At 57.1% G+C, this 19700-nt stretch carries 22 protein-coding genes and 1 pseudogene; 3 read left to right on the top strand and 20 right to left on the bottom strand.

Going from position 1 to position 19700, the window contains the following annotated elements; translation table 11 throughout:
• Nucleotides 1-35 precede the first annotated feature (35 nt).
• The 20 genes and pseudogenes from ACP4CD_RS01200 to prmB form a co-directional block, all read right to left on the bottom strand.
• A complete protein-coding gene (locus ACP4CD_RS01200) occupies nt 36-650 on the bottom strand; it encodes a hypothetical protein (protein ID WP_071155610.1) in 615 nt (204 codons plus the stop codon).
• Between the two features lie 93 nt (nt 651-743).
• Entirely contained in the window at nt 744-932 is a 189-nt protein-coding gene (locus ACP4CD_RS01195; RefSeq protein WP_082885522.1) for a hypothetical protein, read from the bottom strand.
• A 121-nt stretch (nt 933-1053) separates the two neighbouring features.
• Nucleotides 1054-1248 (bottom strand): heavy metal translocating P-type ATPase metal-binding domain-containing protein, encoded by a 195-nt coding sequence (locus ACP4CD_RS01190; protein WP_082885523.1) that lies wholly within the window; start codon nt 1246-1248, stop codon nt 1054-1056.
• A gap of 102 nt (nt 1249-1350) precedes the next feature.
• The gene (locus ACP4CD_RS01185; RefSeq protein ID WP_064028571.1) at nt 1351-1560 is read right to left on the bottom strand and encodes a hypothetical protein; all 210 of its coding nucleotides are present in this window, start codon (nt 1558-1560) and stop codon (nt 1351-1353) included.
• A gap of 253 nt (nt 1561-1813) precedes the next feature.
• Nucleotides 1814-2485, bottom strand: coding sequence for a hypothetical protein (locus ACP4CD_RS01180; RefSeq protein WP_426993049.1), 672 nt, complete (start codon nt 2483-2485; stop codon nt 1814-1816).
• Complete coding sequence (locus ACP4CD_RS01175) at nt 2437-4260, bottom strand: phospholipid carrier-dependent glycosyltransferase (RefSeq protein WP_426993048.1); 1824 nt, start codon at nt 4258-4260, stop codon at nt 2437-2439. Before ACP4CD_RS01175 ends, ACP4CD_RS01180 begins: the two co-directional genes overlap by 49 nt.
• Before the next feature lie 44 nt (nt 4261-4304).
• Nucleotides 4305-4835: a hypothetical protein gene (locus tag ACP4CD_RS01170; protein ID WP_426993047.1), complete on the bottom strand. Its 531-nt coding sequence runs from the start codon at nt 4833-4835 to the stop codon at nt 4305-4307.
• A 1-nt stretch (nt 4836) separates the two neighbouring features.
• Nucleotides 4837-6189, bottom strand: a complete 1353-nt coding sequence (locus ACP4CD_RS01165) for a tetratricopeptide repeat protein (protein ID WP_426993046.1) — start codon at nt 6187-6189, stop codon at nt 4837-4839.
• 1 nt (nt 6190) lies between these two features.
• Nucleotides 6191-7192 carry a lysylphosphatidylglycerol synthase transmembrane domain-containing protein gene (locus tag ACP4CD_RS01160; protein WP_426993044.1) on the bottom strand — a complete coding sequence of 334 codons (1002 nt, stop codon included), beginning with the start codon at nt 7190-7192 and terminating at the stop codon, nt 6191-6193.
• Between the two features lie 25 nt (nt 7193-7217).
• Nucleotides 7218-8372, bottom strand: coding sequence for a lipid-A-disaccharide synthase (gene lpxB / locus ACP4CD_RS01155; RefSeq protein ID WP_064028579.1), 1155 nt, complete (start codon nt 8370-8372; stop codon nt 7218-7220).
• Nucleotides 8373-8425: 53 nt separating this feature from the next.
• Nucleotides 8426-9523 (bottom strand): DegT/DnrJ/EryC1/StrS family aminotransferase, encoded by a 1098-nt coding sequence (locus ACP4CD_RS01150; protein WP_426993042.1) that lies wholly within the window; start codon nt 9521-9523, stop codon nt 8426-8428.
• Nucleotides 9524-9533: 10 nt separating this feature from the next.
• Nucleotides 9534-10472 carry a Gfo/Idh/MocA family protein gene (locus tag ACP4CD_RS01145; protein WP_064028583.1) on the bottom strand — a complete coding sequence of 313 codons (939 nt, stop codon included), beginning with the start codon at nt 10470-10472 and terminating at the stop codon, nt 9534-9536.
• Between the two features lie 168 nt (nt 10473-10640).
• Nucleotides 10641-11405 carry a 3-deoxy-manno-octulosonate cytidylyltransferase gene (gene kdsB / locus ACP4CD_RS01140; protein WP_426993040.1) on the bottom strand — a complete coding sequence of 255 codons (765 nt, stop codon included), beginning with the start codon at nt 11403-11405 and terminating at the stop codon, nt 10641-10643.
• Entirely contained in the window at nt 11402-11593 is a 192-nt protein-coding gene (locus ACP4CD_RS01135; protein ID WP_064028587.1) for a Trm112 family protein, read from the bottom strand. The genes kdsB and ACP4CD_RS01135 overlap by 4 nt, the downstream gene beginning before the upstream one ends.
• Entirely contained in the window at nt 11586-12587 is a 1002-nt protein-coding gene (lpxK, locus tag ACP4CD_RS01130; RefSeq protein ID WP_426993039.1) for a tetraacyldisaccharide 4'-kinase, read from the bottom strand. The genes ACP4CD_RS01135 and lpxK overlap by 8 nt, the downstream gene beginning before the upstream one ends.
• The gene (locus ACP4CD_RS01125; RefSeq protein ID WP_281020850.1) at nt 12584-13018 is read right to left on the bottom strand and encodes an ExbD/TolR family protein; all 435 of its coding nucleotides are present in this window, start codon (nt 13016-13018) and stop codon (nt 12584-12586) included. The genes lpxK and ACP4CD_RS01125 overlap by 4 nt, the downstream gene beginning before the upstream one ends.
• Nucleotides 13018-13632 (bottom strand): MotA/TolQ/ExbB proton channel family protein, encoded by a 615-nt coding sequence (locus tag ACP4CD_RS01120; RefSeq protein ID WP_064028594.1) that lies wholly within the window; start codon nt 13630-13632, stop codon nt 13018-13020. Before ACP4CD_RS01120 ends, ACP4CD_RS01125 begins: the two co-directional genes overlap by 1 nt.
• A gap of 34 nt (nt 13633-13666) precedes the next feature.
• Nucleotides 13667-14822: pseudogene (locus ACP4CD_RS01115) on the bottom strand (MFS transporter).
• Nucleotides 14823-15911: a chorismate synthase gene (gene aroC, locus ACP4CD_RS01110; protein ID WP_426993037.1), complete on the bottom strand. Its 1089-nt coding sequence runs from the start codon at nt 15909-15911 to the stop codon at nt 14823-14825.
• Nucleotides 15893-16843 (bottom strand): 50S ribosomal protein L3 N(5)-glutamine methyltransferase, encoded by a 951-nt coding sequence (prmB, locus tag ACP4CD_RS01105; protein ID WP_426993036.1) that lies wholly within the window; start codon nt 16841-16843, stop codon nt 15893-15895. The genes aroC and prmB overlap by 19 nt, the downstream gene beginning before the upstream one ends.
• 73 nt (nt 16844-16916) lie before the next feature.
• Here prmB and ACP4CD_RS01100 point away from each other — a divergent pair, with 73 nt between their 5' ends.
• From ACP4CD_RS01100 to ACP4CD_RS01090, 3 genes are all read left to right on the top strand, one after another.
• Nucleotides 16917-17795, top strand: coding sequence for an HDOD domain-containing protein (locus ACP4CD_RS01100; protein WP_064028602.1), 879 nt, complete (start codon nt 16917-16919; stop codon nt 17793-17795).
• Nucleotides 17796-17826: 31 nt separating this feature from the next.
• On the top strand, nt 17827-18171 hold the full coding sequence (locus tag ACP4CD_RS01095) for a hypothetical protein (protein WP_071155634.1): 345 nt from the start codon (nt 17827-17829) through the stop codon (nt 18169-18171).
• 81 nt (nt 18172-18252) lie between these two features.
• Entirely contained in the window at nt 18253-19464 is a 1212-nt protein-coding gene (locus tag ACP4CD_RS01090; RefSeq protein ID WP_313729782.1) for a hypothetical protein, read from the top strand.
• Nucleotides 19465-19700: the final 236 nt, after the last annotated feature.

The following is a 19700-nucleotide window of genomic DNA, read 5'->3' as shown; positions in this document are numbered from 1 at the left end:
ACCCGGCGCACCGCGCCGGGCCACGGCCAGTCGGCTTATTTGGGTCTACGGGATCTGACCAACAAGAAAAACATATAAAACACCGCCAGCCATTCGTAGCGGTAGGTCCATGGTCTGGGCAGCCATTGCTGGGTAATTCGCGGCCAGTGCGCTTTGATCAAATACAGTACCAACACGTCGTTCAGAAAGTCGATCACGGCTTTCTCGGGATCCTTGAATAAGGCTTTGGGGCCTTTACTACTGAGTTTGCCGAGCACTTTGGCCGCCTCGACGGTTTCCTTGCCTGCCTGGACTTTCTCACCGAACCAAGCGCCAACCCGCGTGTTTTTCAGTCGCCGCTTGATCCCGAGGGCCAAACGGCCGGCCGCTTTCGTCGCGGGGATGTCGTCGAAACACCCTTCAGCTTCCAACTCCGCCAGTGCTTTGTGCATGGCGCGCGCCAAACCGGTAAAGTCGCAGACCGCTTCTTGAAAACGGATCGCCAGCTTGCGTTGGCCGCGAAACAAATCGACTGCTCGGACACCCGGCAGCTCGCGAATCCGGTTTACCAGCGCCTCGGCGGCCCTTGGCCGACAAGCACGCTCCGGCAGTTGAAAGCGCAGGTGGCCCTCGTGGCGATAACGCAGAACAAATTCTCTTTGTATGGCCATATCAATGGGATAGAAACAAAGACGGGCGACACCTTTGCCGGCTGTCGCCCGTTCTTAAAACAGAATCGAAGAACCGGGTTCGCATCAACGCGATCAATTCTCTTCTTTCGCTTCGGCGACGATGTCTTCCAGCGTTTCCTTTTGATGCAATACGAAATCCTTACCGGCGTCGATAGTCTTTGCCGCGCTGGCTACGATTTCTTTTCGGTATTTGTATACGAAATAACCGGCGACCATGCCGGCGCCAAACAATAAAATCGGATGTTTTGCAATTTTGCTCATCAATTTTCCTCCAGTGTTGACGGTTGCGGTAGCCAGTGTTCCCGCGACAACCTGCTTACTCATCGACGAGTCGGGTGAACGCGCCTGCTTGTCGTGATTGTGCGCCATAACGATCCTCTGGTTAGCTCCGAGTAGGTTGGGATTTTGTATCGTGGTCGTCGGGTAGTATCAGTTCTTCATGAAGCATCTGAAAGATGCCCTTACAACCCTCGCAACAGAACTGTTTGTCGCCCTCGACGGTTTTAAGTTCAAAACCGCTGACTTCGACAGTCAGCCCGCACAAATCGCAGTTTTTATCGTTTTCGGTCGTCGCCATATCATCCAATCCTAATCATTCCTTGCCTGAAACCGGAGGAATTATAAACGCCTTGGCCCGTGGCGGCTAATGGATGACGAAATCACAGGCACACTTTACCGTTCAGCACTTACCACGCGCGGCTTTGCTGGATGCCTTCATCAAAGCGATGCGCAACGCGCCGGTCAAGCTGGTGCTTAACCCCAAACGCATCGCTAGGGCCGGTACCAGAATCATCGAAGCAATTGCCAGCCCGGCGCCCAGGACTAAACCGCCGGTGTTTAAGTGTTGGGCAGTGGTTTCGTAATTCGTGACGATCAATTCTTGCGCCATGTTGCTACCTCTGATGGAAAAGTGAAAACACACTATTTCCTAAGAGAGCACAAACAATGCCACAAGCCTAGATATTGAATTTCCAAGAAAAAATTCAAATACCTTAAAAACAACAAAACAGTTAAGCGATATGCCGCGAAAATATTATGTCATTTAACATAGTTTAGCAAATGCATTTCTCCACCCTCCGCGCGCATCGGCGCTTGCGGAACTCTTTTTTCGTCGTCGGCCCCATTCTAGAGACTAGCTAGACTCAATACAGACCGCGTCCGGCATCCCATAACAGGACCTTGCCGCCGAAGAATTCGTAGCGGACCTCGCTAGTCCGCTCGAGAAACCCAAGCAACTCGTCGGACATTTTCTTGCTTTCCATCTCGTCGGTAATGACCCAAACCCGTCGATGCTGATTGAACAAGCGCCTCAATTCCTCGAGGTTGGTGACCAGTTTTCCGCCCGCCCAACGATCCACGACTTGACCCTGAACCGAGGCGTGCCGGTATACCTCGTCGAAGGATAAGGTTTCCATCAAATAGTAATCGACACCACCCATGACTATCGCCGCCGACATCGGCGATACCGTCAAGATCTTATCGTCGGGTGACTTTTGCGCCGCGATAAAGTGGTAGGCGGTTTCGTGGCCCATATTGATCGGCCGCGAATACGCATCCACCAGCGCCAGAGGATCGGATTGAAACGGAACCAGGGTCAGCAATAATCCTGCGACGATGGTTCGCCACCGGTTACGCAACACCTCGACGGCGGCGCCCGTTCCGAAGATACGTTCAGCCAGCACGTCTATCCAACCTCGCCCGGTCAACACCGCCAACACGATCAGAAACGGATACAACGGCGACACGTAGCGATTGGCGATCTGCATTAACAGCACCGACGCGACGAATGCGCTGACAAAGACCAGCAAATACAACGTGACAATGGCCGGATTGGATTTCCGCCCCTGAACCAATACCAAAACCCCGAAACCACCAAGACGCTATAAGCCAGGGCCATGCGCTGGTTGCCCAGCAAAAACAAGTTGATGAAGACATGCGGGTTGATCAAATGCAGCTTCATGATCGAATCGCTGGACGTCGCGATACCGACGTGCGGGGTCAAACACAGTATCGTAAAGATCACCATATCGGCGATCGTGACCGTCATCATCGTCGCGAATCCGATCAATATCGACCTGTCTGCGCGCCAGTCGAACGGTTTGTAATACAAAAAGCCGGCGATACAAAACGCCGGAAAGGTAATCACGAATACTTCCTGACTCAGTGCCGTCGCGGTGCAGAATACAAAGAACCAATGTTGGTAGCGGCGACCGTCTCGCCAGATAAAGCCGCGCAAAAACAGATAGACGCTGACCACGCCCAGAAACTGCATAAACTGGTAAAACCGGATAATCCGGGAAATAAAGATCTGCCACGGATCGAAGGCCAGCAATACCGCGACCAACAGCGCCAAACCGCGCCGTCCGCCGATTCTTAGCGTCAGTAAATACGCGGCGATTATCACGCCCAAACCCGGCACTATCGACAAACCTCGGGCGATTTCCTTGCTGTCGCCAAAGACCGCCAACCATAAGGCCAACACGTAATGATAGAGCGGCGAACGGGTGTACAACACGCCGGAAACCGCCTCGGGCGACAAGCCCTTCAGGATACCGCGCGAAGCGTCCCAACTGACGTTTTCGTCCGCTTGTAAATCGTCGAAACCAATCTGATAGTAACGCAATGCAAAACCGGCCACTAATGTCAGCCCTAGCCACAGACGCGAGTCGCGAACCCACCGCCCCTTCTCCGGCCACGACACGCTAAAAGCAGGGCGGCGCAATAACCACCAAGACAGCAAAGTCACTGTCGGCACCCATCCCATCCAGATCGGACGCCAAACAGGATCTTCCAACCACAGGACACTGTCGGTTTCGCCGTAACGGACTCGCAACGCAATCAGCATCAGCGCCGCAATCGCTCCGATTGCCAATAAGCCCGACGGTCCACGTCCGGCATAGCCTTCCGCCGACGCGCCTGCCCCGAGCCGGAACAAGCGCACCGCCAACCAACAAGCGCCGGCCGATACCAGCCACAAGCTCAAAAACTGAACCATCCAGTCGGCATCGATAGGCTCGGCGGTTTGCAGCTTCAACGCCCCCAACCGACTGTCGGCCGACAATGTCGCGGCCGCGATCCATTGGCCGGCACCGGACAACCAATCCGGATGCGCTTGAATTTGAGTTTGCCAATGCAAACCGCCGTCCAACACCCGCTGGCCCAAACGGCCATCGACAAACAACACCGGCGGAGCGGTTTCGCTGTTCGGTCTAACGACCCGCACGCTGAGCCGACCTCGATCCGCAGCCAGAAACCGGGTCATATCGAAGGCTTCGATTCCGCCGCCGCCACCGCCGGCACCGACCAACTCGTCATCCCAAAACAGGTAGTACGGCCAATCGCAGCCGATTCTGACCCAGGCCGAATCGCCCGCGACGCGATGCAAATCCACCAATTCGGTTGCTAGACGCATATCGCCGGCCAACCATACGCCGGACAAGCCCAACTCGGAACGCGGTGTCGTCCATATCGTCGGATCAACCGGCGCGTAAACCGGCTTCTCCAATTCCCCCAAAGGCCGCGCGGCGGGCCACTCTGTTTCGTTGTAACCGGGTTCGAAAAATCGCTTACCGGTCAAATTGGCCGCCACATCCAGCGCTCGCCAAGCCTCGGCGCGTCCATCGATTTCAGCCGTCAGCCCCTCGCCACTGGCTCCCCCTTAATCGCCAGCCGCGGCAGGTGTTGCGACTGTACGTAGACCGCCAGAGTATTCTCGCCGGGCAGTAAATACGGGGTGATGTCGATGTAGTGCAAGACGCGCCATTCTTCATTGGCGGCGCGTTGCGAGGTCGGGTTGCGCGGCATATCCCAACTATGGGGAACTTGGCCCTGGGCACGATCGGAAAAGCGGGTTTGAAAAGGGAGCGAGGCGTTGATCGAATATTTGTTCCACGAGACCACCCGGCCGTTCACCATCAGCTGGTAATCGTCGGCGGCCAGAGCGACCCAGCCGTGTTCAGGTTTGAACGGCAAACGCCATGTCTGCCGAAAGTAGGCGCGCCGCTCCGCATGCTCGGCGCCCATCCAACCGTCGGGCATTTGGTCCCGAATCGGACCCTGACGAATCGGTAGCAACCAATTCGCCAGGCACAACGCGATCAAAAACGAAGCCACCAACAATGCGCCTAACGACGGCAGCCAGTGCCGAATCCCGTTCGTACCCATATTATTTCCAACTGTCCGGCGTCAGATATTTGGTATAGAGCTGATGGGCCGCCACCGGATCGTCTCGCCGGAACGCCGCCCAGCTTTTGGTCGCCCAATATTGTCCGGAGATCGTCATCTTTCGGAAATTGACGAACTTCTGCAAGGCGACCACCTGATTGATCGCCTCGGCGGCCCTTTCGAATTGCTTGTATTTCAAATAGACCAACGATAGTCCATACCAAGCCATCGCCGAGGTCGGCATTTGCACCAAGGTTTTGTTCCACAATTCCTCGGCCAATCCGTACTGGCCGGCATTGAACGCCTGCACGCCGTATTCGAGAAACACCGCCGACAGCCAGTATCGATAGGCCGGCATCTCGACCAAGCGCTGGGTCAGCGGCTCGCCGGCCAATTGTTCGGCGCGCGCGTAATTGCCGGTCCTGACTGCTTTGGCCAGTTCGAACAGCGGCCATTCCGGGCAAGCGACGCATTCTTTTGCTTGCGCCATTTCGCCCAAATCGGCGAAATACGGCAAGGCGTAATCCACACCCGGATTCCAGAACGCCGCTCGCCGCCAATCGTCCGCCGCTTCGTGCCAATTGCCCGCGGCATAACGGGTTTTACCCTGATCGACGTAGTAATAAGCCAGCCATTTAGGTATTAACAAACCGGCCAATACCACGACGAACATCGGCCAAAGCCTCGACGATCGTTCAGCTTCGGCGGATACCGGAATCAGCCAACGGGCCGGCAATATGGTCAGAATCAACCCAAGAATCGCAAAGATCCAGCCCTTGCCGACCGAATTCAAAAACTCGTTCGAATAGCCGAGCACATTTTGCAAAACATGAGTCTGATATTCCGGCAACGCCGCCTTGACGCCCCATTCGTCCTCGAACACCGTGGCGCTGAGCGTATCCGGCGGCATTTGAGTCATTATGATCCGACTCTCCCGCCAGTCGAAGTGTTGCCAGTTCAAGCCGGCCTCCATGTCGTCCACCACCCTATCCACCTGCCGATAAATCACCCGGGTATCCAGCCCGTATTCCGGATACCAGTGATTCATCACATACGGAAACGCCAGTGTTAACAGCAACAACAACCAGCCGGCGCCGATCACCCGCCGCCGAAAAACGACAGTCCCGCGCAGCGCGGCGACCGCCAAGCCCGCATAGCAGAGCAGTCCGGCGCGCACGGCGAATTCCCAGCCGATAGCCGCGTGCTCGCTCAGTTGCAGGCTCGCGCTGCCGAAGCTGGACGCCGCCGAAGACGGGATCGAATACCAGCCGGCCTGGACGCCTAACAGCACGGCGAACCAACCGACCGCGAACAAATAGTAATTCCGGGGAATTTGGGTCAGCCGCGCCAACATGCTAAGTGGCCTCTCGCGGGTTACCGGCCTTCCGACGCTCGAACATCATCAGTCCGCCGAACAGGCTCAGTAGTAAATTGATGCTGTAGACGCTGAGCGAAATCGACAACACGTCGGCGCTGGACACCCCGACCGAGCCGAACAACCCGATCATGACGCCCTCGCGGATGCCCAATCCGCCGATCGACAGCGGTACCATCGTCACGATGGTAATCGCCGGCAAAAACAAAATGAAATAAATCGGATCGACGTCGATATGCAAGGCCTTGGCGGCCAAGGCGTAGTAGATGGCGAACATCAATTGCAGCACGGTCGATACCGCCGTCGCCCCCAACAAGGTGCGCCGATGATTGCGGAACGAATACAGCGCCATATACAACTGGGCGATCTTTTCGCCCAAGGCCTTGGGAAACAGCTTCTTAGACAACCACAGGTTCAAGCGGGCCATCGGCGGACACCAGATCACCAGCATCAACAGCAGCAAAAACAGCGCCGATCCGGCCACCGCCAAAAGCGCGGTCTGCGATTGCAGCTTGACCAGATTGAACGGCGAAACCGCAACCGCCAACACCGTCAACCCGACCAAACCGGTCAGGCGTTCCAGAAACACCGAAACGATGGCCAGGTTTGGATTGTTAATAGTCTGATGCAGGCGATAGCCCTTAACGATGTCGCCGCCCAGACCGCCGGGGATGAAATTGTTCAAGAACATGCCGACCATGTAGAATTTGAACAATCGATAGACCGAGACGCTGGCACCTTCGGCGACCAGAAACAATTGCCAGCGATAGGCCGAAATCCATTGGCAGACCGCGTAATACACCCAACCGAACACCACGAACTCGGGGCCCAAGCTGGCGATGCGTCCGACAAACTGATCGATGTCGGCCACGCTAAACAAATAAGCCAGCAATCCGGCGCTGATCGACAACTTAACGATAAAACCCAAGGTTTTTTCAATCTCATGTTCCGCTTCCGTCGGCGTGCGAGAAGAATCCTCCACGCGCAGATAATAGCCCAAAACCGCGCTAAGCGCCGGCCTTCAGCATTTCCCAGGCCAGCGTCGCCATGTTCGCGGAACCACCGCCCTCGCCTAGCGCCTGCTTGACCGAGCGCAAGTCGGCGATTTGATTTTCCCGATACGCACGGTCCGCCAACAAACGTTCTACTTCGGCCGCTAGATTGTCCGGCGTCAAGTCATCCTGAATCAGTTCCTTGACGATGGCTCGTCCGGCGATGATGTTCGGCAAGCCAATGAACGGAATTCTGACCAAGCGCTTGCCCAGCCAATAACTGAACGCGGCCAAGCGGTAAACAATCACCATCGGCACCGTTAGCAACGCGATTTCCAAGGATGCGGTACCCGACGTGGTCATCACCGCGTCGCAGCATTGAATCGCATCATAAGTTTGATGTTTTACCACATGGACCGTGACACCGGCGTGACTTAGCGCGGATTGGATTTGCTCGTCATCCACGCTATCGGCCTGCGGCAACAGAAATTGCGGTTTAGGTGCGCGACGGGCCAGTATGGCGGCCGCCTCCAGCATCACCGGCAGCATGCGCTTAATTTCATTGCTTCGACTACCGGGCAGGATACCGATCACCGGCCGCAGAGGGTCCAGATCGAACCGGCTGAAATCTTCGTCGCGGCCGTATAGCGGTTTTACTTTATCGACCGACGGATGGCCGACATAGCGGACTGGGACGCCTTCGGCCTGATAATAACGGGTTTCGAACGGAAAAATTACCGCCATCATGTCGATGGCTTTGCCGTAGGTAAGCACCCTACCCGGCCGCCAGGCCCACACTTGCGGACTGACGTAAAACAACACCTTAACGCCCAGCCGCTTGGCGAATTGGGCCAGCTTCAGATTGAATTCCTTGTAATCGACACACACCAGCAAATCCGGCTTTTCGGCGACAACCAAGGCCTGCATGATCTTGAGCGCCCGGCGGATTTCCCGATAGTGTTTGAGGACTTCGACCAGACCGATCACGCCGATACCGGACGAGTCGTAGCGGATGTCGATGCCGGCCTCGCGCATCGCGCTGCCCCCCATGCCCAGGCCGCGAACTCCCGAATCTGTGGCGCGCATTGCCTGATACATGTGGGCGGCGTGCCGGTCGCCGGAGGACTCGCCGGCGCTGAACAGCACCGTGTACGCTGGTCGCTTAGTCATTTGTGAGTGGCTGGTGGGCTGCGTTGTGCTTAGCCCACCCTACATCTTGGATATTAAGCTTGGAAGACGCCGCGAATCGCATCGGCGATTTCAACGACGGTGTCGTCGGCCAAATTGGAGCAAATCGGCAGCGAGAAGCATTCGGCGGCCACGGCCTCGGTCACCGGCAACGACAGCCCGGCGCAATCGTCCTTGAACACGTTTTGCTTGTGCAAGGGCACCGGATAGTAAATCGCACTGGAGATTTGCCGGCCGTGCAAAGCCTTCATCACCTCGTCGCGACGCTCGCACAACAACGTATATTGATGATAGACATGCACGCCGACGCCGTCCTCGAATGGCGTCGTCAACGGCAGATCGGCCAGCAATTTGGAATACAAATGCGCGGCGTGCCGACGAGCCGCGTTGTACTGATCGATACGCTTGAGCTTGGCGCGCAACACGACCGCTTGCAATTCATCCAGGCGGCTGTTGTAGCCGACTACGTCGTGGTAATAACGGACTTCGGAGCCGTGGTTGCGGAACTGCTTGATCTTGGCGGCGGCTTCGTCTGATGACGTCGTCACCAGCCCGCCGTCGCCGAAACAGCCCAGGTTTTTGCTGGGGAAGAAGCTGAAACCGGCCGCGTCGCCGTAACTGCCGGTCTGACGATTGGCGACGGTTGCGCCGAAGGACTGGGCGCAGTCCTCGATCAACTTCAGACCGTGTTTATCGCAAATGGCCCGGATCGCCGGCAAATCGGCCGGTTGACCGAACAAATGCACCGGCATCACCGCCTTGGTTTTCGGAGTGATGGCACGCTTGATATTATCCGGCGTGATGTTGAAGGTGCCGGGATCGATATCGACAAATACCGGCGTCGCGCCAACATATTTGATGGCCTCGGCGGTGGCGATGAAGGTAAACGCGCTGGTAATCACTTCGTCGCCCGGCCCGATGCCGTGCGCCAGCAAGGCCAAATGCAAGGCGTCGGTGCCGGAGGCGCAGCCGATGGCATGCTTGACGCCCAAATAGTCGGCGGCTTCTTTTTCGAACGCTTGCACGTTGGGGCCGAGGATGAACGAGCAACTGTCGATCGTCGCGGCGATGCCGGCTTCGATTTCGTCTTTAATGTCGGCGAACTGCGCCTTCAGGTTGACCATCGGAATCATCGCAAGCCCTCTAGCGTTGAATTAAGAATTGACTGATTTCGATCGCCGTGGCCAGGGCCTTGCGGCCGGCTTCGCCCGGTACCAATGGGTTGTCGCCGGATTGCACGCAGGCGACGAAATGTTTGATTTCCTCCAGCAAGGCATCGCCGCTTTCGAACACCGACTCTTCGGTGACGATTTCCGGAATGCCGGGAAACATTTCCTTGTCGCCGGTCTTATGCTTAATCAATACCCTATTTTGAAAATCCACCGAGATATAGGAACTGGGCCGGAACATCCGCATCTTGCGCTCCATTTTCATGCTGATCCGGCTGGCGGTCACGTTGGCGACGCAACCGTTCTTGAAGGTGATGCGGGCATTGGCGATGTCGGTACCCTGGGTCAATACCGAGGTACCGCTGGCATCGATTTTCTCGATTTCGGAATCGACCAGGGCCAGGATGATGTCGATATCGTGGATCATCAAGTCCAACACGACGCTGACGTCGTTGGCGCGCGGATTGAACGGCGACAAGCGGTGAGATTCGATGAACAGCGGCTTCTCTTCGAGTTTTTCCAGACCTCGCACCGCCGGATTGAAGCGCTCCAAATGTCCGACTTGCAAGATCACATGCTTGTCGCGGGCAATCGCGATCAGTTCGTCGGCTTCCTCGACCGTGACCGTAATCGGCTTCTCGACCAGGACATGCGTGCCGGCATTCAAAAAATCCTTGGAAACCTGATGGTGCAGACTGGTCGGAACGACTATGCTGACCGCATCGACTTTACCCAGCAACGCCCGATAATCGGTGATGGCCTCGACCCCATGTTTTTCCGCCACCAACTGTGCCGCTTCGGGATTGATGTCGACGACCGCCACTAACTCGCAGTCTTTCAACGACGCGTATTTTTCCGCATGAAATTTCCCTAAATATCCCGCACCGATCACGGCACACTTCAGTTTACTCATAGACAACCACACGTTAATTGCAACTTCCCGGCCACGATTCCGGCGGCAGGCATAAAGCCGTGTATTGTACCATTAGAATTAAGCTTGAATCAGCCAAGCTGTCGGCCGCGGGACCCGAGCGGAATCGCGGCGATACACGCCCAGCGATGCAAGGTGAAACCACTTGATCTAAGCCCGCGCCAGTCGTGCCGCAACCCGCCGCAAATCCTCCTCGGTATCGACACCGGCTTCCGGGATCCGGTCGACGATCTTGACCAAGACTTTCTCGCCGTGCCAGAGAATGCGCAACTGCTCCAGCGCCTCGACGCTTTCCAGCGGCGATGGGCTCCAACCGCAATAGCGCTTTAAAAATCCGACCGTGTAGGCGTAAAGGCCGATGTGGCGCAAATAAGGCATGTTTAATCCGGCGGTGTCGCGGCAATCCGGGAAACTGGCGCGATGCCAGGGTATCGGCGCCCTGCTGAAATACAGCGCGTAACCGTGTTGATCGAGCACCACTTTGACGGCATTGGGATTGAAGATCTCGTCCGCATCTTCGATTTTCGCGGCCAGCGTGGCGATACCGGCTTGTTTTTGTCCGGCCAAGGCTTCGGCCGCGTCGCGGATACAGGCCGGCGGTATCAACGGTTCGTCGCCCTGCAGATTGACAACGATGTCGCCGTCCCGCCAGCCGAGCTTTTCCGCCACTTCGGCGATGCGTTCGGTGCCGGATTGATGACCGGGATCGGTCATCACCGCTTCGATACCCAGCGCGGTGACGGTGTCGAAGATGCGCGCGTCGTCGGTCGCCACGACGACTTGCTCGGCATCGGCTTCCAGCGCCCGCTCGCAAACATGGGCGATCATCGGTTTGCCGGCGATGTCCAGCAACGGTTTACCAGGCAAACGGGTGGACGCGTAACGCGCCGGAATCACCACTTTGAACGCGGTCATTTGCGCAAGGCTTCCGCTTCTTCGAAACTCAGTTCGCGAGCATCGTCTTCCAACATCACCGGAATACCGTCGCGGATCGGGAAGGCCAGTTTGTCGGCCTTGCAGATCAATTCCTGGTTGTCCTTGTCGTAGATCAGCGAACTTTTGCAGATCGGGCAGGCCAAGATCTCGAGCAATTTTTTATCCATGGGCTTTATCTTTCAGTAGTGTGAGCAATTGTTGAGAGAACGCCTCCGGCAATTCGGCGGCGATCGGCAGATACCAGAAATTCGGCCGAGCAAGGTAGCGGCATTTAACCGCATCTTTCTCGGTCATGATTAGCGGTGTGCCATCGTCGCCACCCAGATCGGCGGCGGTATAGATATGGTGATCGGGAAACGCCGTGCCGGCACACCGCAAACCGGCCTCCGCCAGCTGCCGGAAAAAACGCTGAGGGTTACCGATCCCAGCAATCGCCCGGCAATCCAGGCGGGCAAACTCAGCCAGCGGCCGGTGCTCGCCGGATTGTAGATTGACCAACACATCGCCCAGGCATTGCATGGCAATTTCGCGTTCCAACAGCTCGTTACCGCCGTTGACGACGACCAAATCCACCTGCTTAACACGTTCCGGCGGCTCGCGTAGCGGCCCGACCGGCAGGCAATAGCCGTTGCCGAAACGCCGCTGACCGTCGATCACGACGATTTCGATGTCGCGTGCCAACGCATAATGTTGCAAGCCATCGTCGGACACCAGCACGTCGCAGGCTTGTTTGGACAGCAACTCGCGGCCGGCGGCCGGCCGGTCGGCGCCAACCACCACCGGACAGGCGCAACGCGCCGCCAACAGCACCGCTTCGTCGCCGACCTGGGCCGGATCGCTGGCGGGGGTGACCCAGCGCGGCTTCTGGTCTTTCGCGCCGCCGTAGCCACGACTAATCACGCCGGGCCGATAGCCTTGGCTTTTCAGCCATTCGACAACGTACACCACCAATGGCGTTTTGCCGGTACCGCCGACGGTGATGTTGCCGACCACGATTACCGGCACCGGCAGCTTGACCGTCTTCCAAATGCCGACCCGGTAAAGCCAGCGCCGCAGCCGTATCGCATCGACATAAAACATCGACCAAGGCATCAGCCAGGCGGACAAATACATTTCCTTGTACCAAGCATCCTCAAACCAGCGTATCAGCCTCGCTTTCATCGCGGCTCCGGCTTATTCACGGCGAAGGTAATATGATGAAAACCCAGTTGATTGGCGACATCCAGCGCGCCGACGACGGCCTGGTGCGGCGCCTTGCCGTCGGCGCTGATGATGAACGGTAACAAACGGGTTTCGCCGGCCAGTTTCGCAAGTTCGGCCCGCAAACCTTCCGGAGTTTGGTTGACCAGTTCGTGGAACTGGTTATCGTCGCCGGCCAGCGCGTAAACGCCCTTGGCGTCCACGTAAAGATTGATTTCCTTACCTCGCGGCTGAGTGTCGTTGCCCTGGGCTTCGGGCAGATTGATCTTCAGTTCGGAATGATGCCGAAACGTGGTCGCCACCATGAAGAAAAACAGCAACACCAGCAACACATCGATCATCGGAATCAAACCGATGTCGACCGGTGCCCGGCGCTTACGGCGAAAGTCCATCAGACTTCCTCCCGCGCACCCTGCATGATGTCGATCAAACGCAACGATTCCTCTTCCATCCGCACCACGTGGTCGTCGACCAAACGCTCGAAATAGCGATGAAAGAACAGACTGGGAATCGCAACCGTCAAGCCGGAAGCGGTACAGATCAAGGCTTCGGAGATGCCGCCGCTCAGCACCGCCGGGTCGCCCATACCGCCGACCGCGATGTCGGAAAACACCCGAATGATGCCGTCCACGGTACCGAGCAGGCCCAACAGCGGCGTAATCGATGCGATACTACCCAGCGCGTTCAAATAGCGCTCCAGTTCGTGAGCGACCTGGCGGCCGACTTCCTCGATGCTGGACTTCATGATTTCCCGGCCATGCTTACGATTGACCAAGCCGGCCGCCAGTATCCGCCCAAGCGGCGAGCTGAGTTTGATCCGGCGGATCGCCGCCTCGTCCAACTTGTGCTCGCGGTGCAACTGCCAAATGTAAGGCACCAGATCGACCGGCAAAATCCGTTTGCGTCGTAGCGACCAAAACCGCTCGCCGATAATCGCCATCGCGACGATGGAACATAAAATGATGGGCGCCATCATCCAGCCGCCGTTTCTGATTACCTCGAACACTCTTTCGTTTCCTCGTAGTGACTTCGGACAAATTTTAACCGATTCGCGGCCGGCTTTCCCGAGCAACGCCCAGATAAGCCGCCAGCAAGGCCAGACAGCAGATCAGCGCGGCGATGATGTAAACCAGACGCCCGCCCAGCAACGTCCAGAAGTAACCGCTGTACAAACTACCCAACATGCCGCCGACTCCGAAACTGACGCTGCTGTACAAGGCCTGCCCCTTGGCCTGATGGGTTTCGCCGAAATATTGAAATAGCAACTGCATCGCCACGACATGGGCCACGCCGAAGGTCGCGGCATGCAACAGTTGCGCGACAACGGTCAGCGCCAGCGAGTCGACCGCGTCGGCAATCAGCATCCAGCGCACCACGCTCAGTACGATGGACGCCAGCAACAGGCCGCGTGGTCCTATCCATTTCAGCAAGGGCCGCATCGCGACGAAGATTAACACTTCGGCGGCGACGCCGGACGCCCACAGCAGACCGGTCGCGCTGGCCGAATAACCGTGTTGCTGCAAATACACGGAATAGAATACGTAATACGGCCCGTGCGCGGCCTGCAGCAACAGATAGACCAGCAAAAACGCCAGAACCTCCGGCCGGCGCAGCACCCGCCACAAACCGGCATCGCCGCCGCGACTCGCGTGACGCGGCGCCGCTTCCGGCGTGATCAGCGCGGTCAACCAATTCAGGATCATCAAGCCGGCAATGATGAGCGGCAAATAAGCGATGCTGAAAGCGTCGACAAAGCGGCCTATGCCCAACACTGCCGTGATGAACCCAATCGAACCCCACAGCCGAATCCGGCTGTAACGTTGCGGCTCGGCTTTCAAATGAAACAAGGTCGCGGCTTCGAACTGCGGCAGCGTCGCGTTCCAAAAAACTGAACAATATCGTGACCGCCGCATACCAACGAAAGTCGCTACGATAGGCAAACGCCGCGAAACTGACTACCGCCAGCAGCGAGGTCAGCCGAATCAGGCCCAGATTGCGGCCGGTTTTGTCGGCCAACCAGCCCCAGCAATTGGGCGCGACGATCTTGGTCGCGACCATCAGCGCGGTCAGCTCGCCGATCTGATCGGCGGCAAACCCGACCTGCCGCAAATACAGACTCCAGAACGGCAGGAACGAACCCAGCGTCGCGAAATAAAAGAAGTAAAAGCTCGATAAACGCCAGTAAGGAACGGGCATTTAACGTAGGATCGGCAATCCGCAATCGACGTGCAGGTTTTGAGCGCGGTGGCGCAACAGATGATCCATCAGCACCAGCGCCACCATCGCCTCGGCGATCGGCGTGGCTCGAATACCGACGCAAGGGTCGTGACGGCCTTCGGTAACCACCTCTATCGGCTCTCCCTTGCTATTGATGCTACGGCCGGGCAAGCGCAGACTGGACGTCGGTTTCAACGCAATCCGCGCGACGATGTCCTGCCCGGTGGAAATGCCGCCCAAGATGCCGCCGGCGTGGTTGCTCAAGAAACCGTCCGGGGTGATTTCGTCGCGAAATTGCGTGCCCTTGGTGGCGATGCAGTCGAAGCCGTCGCCGATTTCCACGCCTTTCACCGCGTTGATGCTCATCAAGGCATAGGCCAGCTCGGCGTCCAGGCGGTCGAAAATCGGCTCGCCCAAGCCCGGCGGCACCTGGCTGGCAATGACCTCGATCTTAGCGCCTATCGACTCGCCCTCCTTACGCAAGGCATCCATGTATTTTTCCATTTCGGCGACCTTGCCGGCATCGGGGCAGAAAAACGGGTTGTTCGGAATTTCCTGCCAATCGAAGGCTTCGATCTTGATCGGCCCCAATTGCGACAAATAACCGCGCACCTGCACGCCGTGCTGCTGCAGCAAATATTTCTTGGCGATCGCCCCGGCCGCGACCCGCATCGCGGTTTCCCGCGCCGACGAACGGCCGCCGCCGCGATAATCGCGAAAACCGTATTTATGGTGGTAGGTGTAATCGGCGTGGCCGGGTCGGAAACTGTCGGCGATTTTGCCGTAGTCCTTGGAACGCTGGTCGGTGTTCTCGATCAACAAGCCGATCGGACAGCCGGTGGTTTTGCCTTCGAACACGCCGGACAGAATCCTGACCTCGTCGGCTTCGCGGCGCTGGGTGGTGTGGCGCGACGTGCCGGGCTTGCGGCGATCCAGATCGAATTGCAAATCGGCTTCGCAAAGTTCCAATCCCGGCGGGCAGCCGTCGACGATCGCGCCGAGCGCCGGGCCATGGCTTTCGCCGAAGGTGGTGACGGTAAACAGTTTACCTATGGTATTTCCGGACATGATCTATAAAGCGCTAGCAAAAGAGTGTGGTGGGCCGCGACCTGTTGGGCGGTCAACAGAAATACGCCGTCGCCACCGCGTTCGAATTCCAGCCAATGGAAGGCCACGTTGGGAAACATCGCCTGCAAGGTCTCGGCGCTGCTGCCGACCTCGACCACCAAGATGCCCTGCTCCGCCAAATACTGGTTGGCGTCGGCCAGAATGCGAATCACCAGATCCAACCCGGTCTCGCCGCCCTTGAAGCCCATGGCCGGCTCGGCGTGAAACTCGGCCGGCAGGCTTTGCCACTCGGCCAAGGCCACGTAAGGCGGATTGCTGACAATGATGTCGTAGGGTTTGACCGGCAGTTGTTCGAACAGATCGGATTGGAAAAGCTCGACTTGTTCGGTTAACTCGTGTTTCTCGACGTTGATTTGAGCGACCGCCAACGCATCTTCCGACAAATCCAGCGCATCGATACGCGCTTCCGGAAAGGCGTAGCCGCATGCGATCGCGATGCAGCCGCTACCGGTGCACAGGTCCAGCACATTGAACACCTCGGATTCGTCGACCCAGGGTTCGAAGCGCTCGGCGATCAATTCGGCGATCGGCGAGCGCGGCACCAACACCCGCTCATCGACGTAAAACGACAAGCCGGCGAAAATCGCTTCATGGGTCAGGTAGGCCGAAGGCTTGCGCTCGACGATGCGGCGCTCGATCAGATTCAAGACTTCCTGGCGCTCGGACATCGTCAACACGCTGTTCAGATAGGCCTCGGCCAAATCGTAGGGCTGATGCAAGGTATGCAATACGATGGCCGCCGCTTCATCCAGCGGGGCTGCGGTGCCATGCCCCAGAAAGATTCCGTGCTCGGAGAAACGGCTGGCACCCCAGCGAATATAGTCTCTGATGGTGGTCAGGCTTGTGATAACATCCGGCGATGTTGGATTCATAGACGATTGGTGATTAAACATAAGCGGCGGATTTTAAACCAATCCCCCGTGCTTGTCCGAATTAAGCGACACGATGACCGAGGCCATATCTCCCCCGCTAAACAGCAAACTGGCGAAAAACCGCTTGTACCAGGATTGCTTCAAATACATGCAATCCGACTCCCTGGCTTTACCGACCATTCCCGACGTCTCGGTGAAAATCCGTCGGGCGATCAACGAACCCAGCGCCAATAGCAATAAAATCGCTCGCGTCGTACAGATCGATCCAAGCATCACCGCGCGCTTGATCAAGATCTCCAACAGTCCGCTATACAGGGGACGCCGCCGAATCGAAAGCTGCCCGGAAGCCTTGACCCGGCTCGGCCTGAAAGCCGCCCAGGACATCATCACCGCGTTCGCGCTGAAGGCGGTGTTCAATGCCAAATCGCCAGTGATACGCCGCAAGATGCAGGAACTCTGGTCGCATAGCAGCTATGTCGCGGCGATCAGTGCGGTACTGGCGCACAAGACGCCGGGCTTCGACCCGGACCGAGCCATGTTGGCGGGCCTGATTCACGACATCGGCGTCGTACCGATATTGGCTTACGCCGACCGCCAACCCGACATTCTGACCAACCCCGACGACTTGGCCGAAGCGGTGCGGGAACTGCGCGCGCCGATCGGCGTGCAGATCGTTCGCAAATGGGACTTTCCCAGCGATTTCGAGGATGTCATCATTCAGGCCGAAAACTGGTACCGCGACGGCGGCGCCCAGGCCAGCTATTGCGATATTGTAATGATCTCGCAATTGCATAGCTTCATCGGCAAGGTCGACATCAAGAAAATGCCCAAAATGGACGACTTGCCGGCCTATAAAAAAATCGCCGCCGGCAATCTGGACGCCGATCTGAGCATCAACGTGCTGGATCAGGCCAAGGATGAAATCGAACACATACGCCAGATGCTCAGTTAATCCACCCTACCGACACTCAAGGAGTCTGCCGATGAAAACCCCGATTCTGTCTTTCAGCTTTTGCGCCCTGCTGTTCGCGGGCCCCGCCACGGCCGGCACCTTGTCCGGCGGCGCTTGGCAACCCGCCGGCTGCGGCGTCAAACCCGACGCGCCGGTCATCGACGACAGCGACGTGGATACTTTCAATAAAAGTATCGCCGCAATCAACACTTGGCAGCAAAAATCCCGCGATTATTTCGAATGCCTGATCAAGGAAGCCAATACCGACAACGCCATCATCGCCGAATCGGCCAACCAGGCTCAGGCCAAGTATCGGGAAGCCGTCGAAAAAATCGGCGCGGAAGCCGACGCCGCCAAAAAGAAACTGGATAAATAATTTTCGAAGCGCCGATCGGCAAAACACCACTTATAAACTCGCCCCATGAACCGACTCGATTGCATCCCCCTACTACTAACGATGGCGCTGGTAACGACCGGCTGCTCCAGCATTGGCAAAGGCATCACCGAAGCGATATTGGAAAAGCAGGATCAGGAAGATACCCGGGTCTGCGAAATCAAGGGCGACAAATTCAACGGCATTAAACCGCAACTCGAAGTCCCCAAGCGGACGATGAAGGTTTTGATGGTGCATGGCGTCGGCAATCATTTGCCCGGCTATTCCACGCAGTTCATGGAAAAGCTGACCAAGGAATTGGACCTGACCGTCACCAGCAAAAACGTCAAAAATATCCAATTGGCGGATACGACGGTACCGGAAAAGCCGTTGGGCAATTTGCGTATCAACCGCTATCTGGACGCCAGCCAAACTCAAGAATTACTATTTTACGAGCTGACCTGGTCGGAAATCACCGCCAAGGAAAAAGAAGTGTTGTCCTACGACAACTCCGGGGAACAGTCGTTTCGGCGCGCCGAAGTCAACGATCTGCTGAAAAAATTCTCCAACGACACCGGCCCGGACCCAATCATTTACTTGGGCGAGAAACGCGAAGACATCCTGTCGGCCTTCGCCCAGTCGTTTTGCTGGATGATACAGGGCGACTGGAACAGTTTGCCGGATGAAGTGCGCCAAGTTTGCACCACCAAGAACGTCACGCCGTTTTACAACGATAGCTATGCTTTCGTCTCGCACAGCCTGGGCAGCCGAATTACGATAGACGGCCTGCAGAAAATCGCCGCCAAGCTGGGCAACGGCGAAACCGCCAGCTATTACACGGCACTAACCAATATTCTTAAAAATAAGGAAATTCCGATCTACATGATGTCCAACCAATTGCCGATGCTGCAATTGGGGCGCTCGTTGCCCGAAGTCGCCAATCAATCGGCCGCTTATTGCCGAGCCGACGGTGCCAAATACGCCGAACGCATCATGGCCAAAACCTCGATCATTGCCTTCAGCGACCCCAACGACCTACTCAGCTATGCAATCCCGCACGACTTCGCCAACAAGTATTTGGATTCGCGGCTGTGCGTCAACGTCACCAACATCAATATCAACGTGGCCCGGGTCTACGACGCCTTCGGCCTAGGCAAACTGGCGAATCCAATGGATGCCCACGTCGGCTACGATACCGACGACCGAGTCATCGCACTGATCGCCAAGGGCATCGCCAATCCGCATACCGCCGAAACCGTCAAGCAACGCTGCCGCTGGACTCAGACTATCGACTAACATCCGGCGGTCTTTCCGAAGCCCTAGAACTTGCGACATTGCCGCGAAAAACGGCTCCACCGCCATTTCAGCCGCCTTCAATCCAAACCGCGCCACGTTAATCGGCCATATTCGCACGCATGTTTCGGAGACCTGTTGACGGACTTCCGAGATTTTTCGGCTACAGTTAGATGCCGGTTATCGTTGTCGCGGGAACGCCGCGTGCTTTCTCGAAGACAACGATAGGTTTTCACCTC

Origin of the sequence: Methylomonas stagni, from assembly GCF_050154735.1 — a bacterium.
GTDB lineage: Bacteria > Pseudomonadota > Gammaproteobacteria > Methylococcales > Methylomonadaceae > Methylomonas > Methylomonas koyamae_A.
This window is presented reverse-complemented; position numbering and strand designations above follow the sequence as displayed.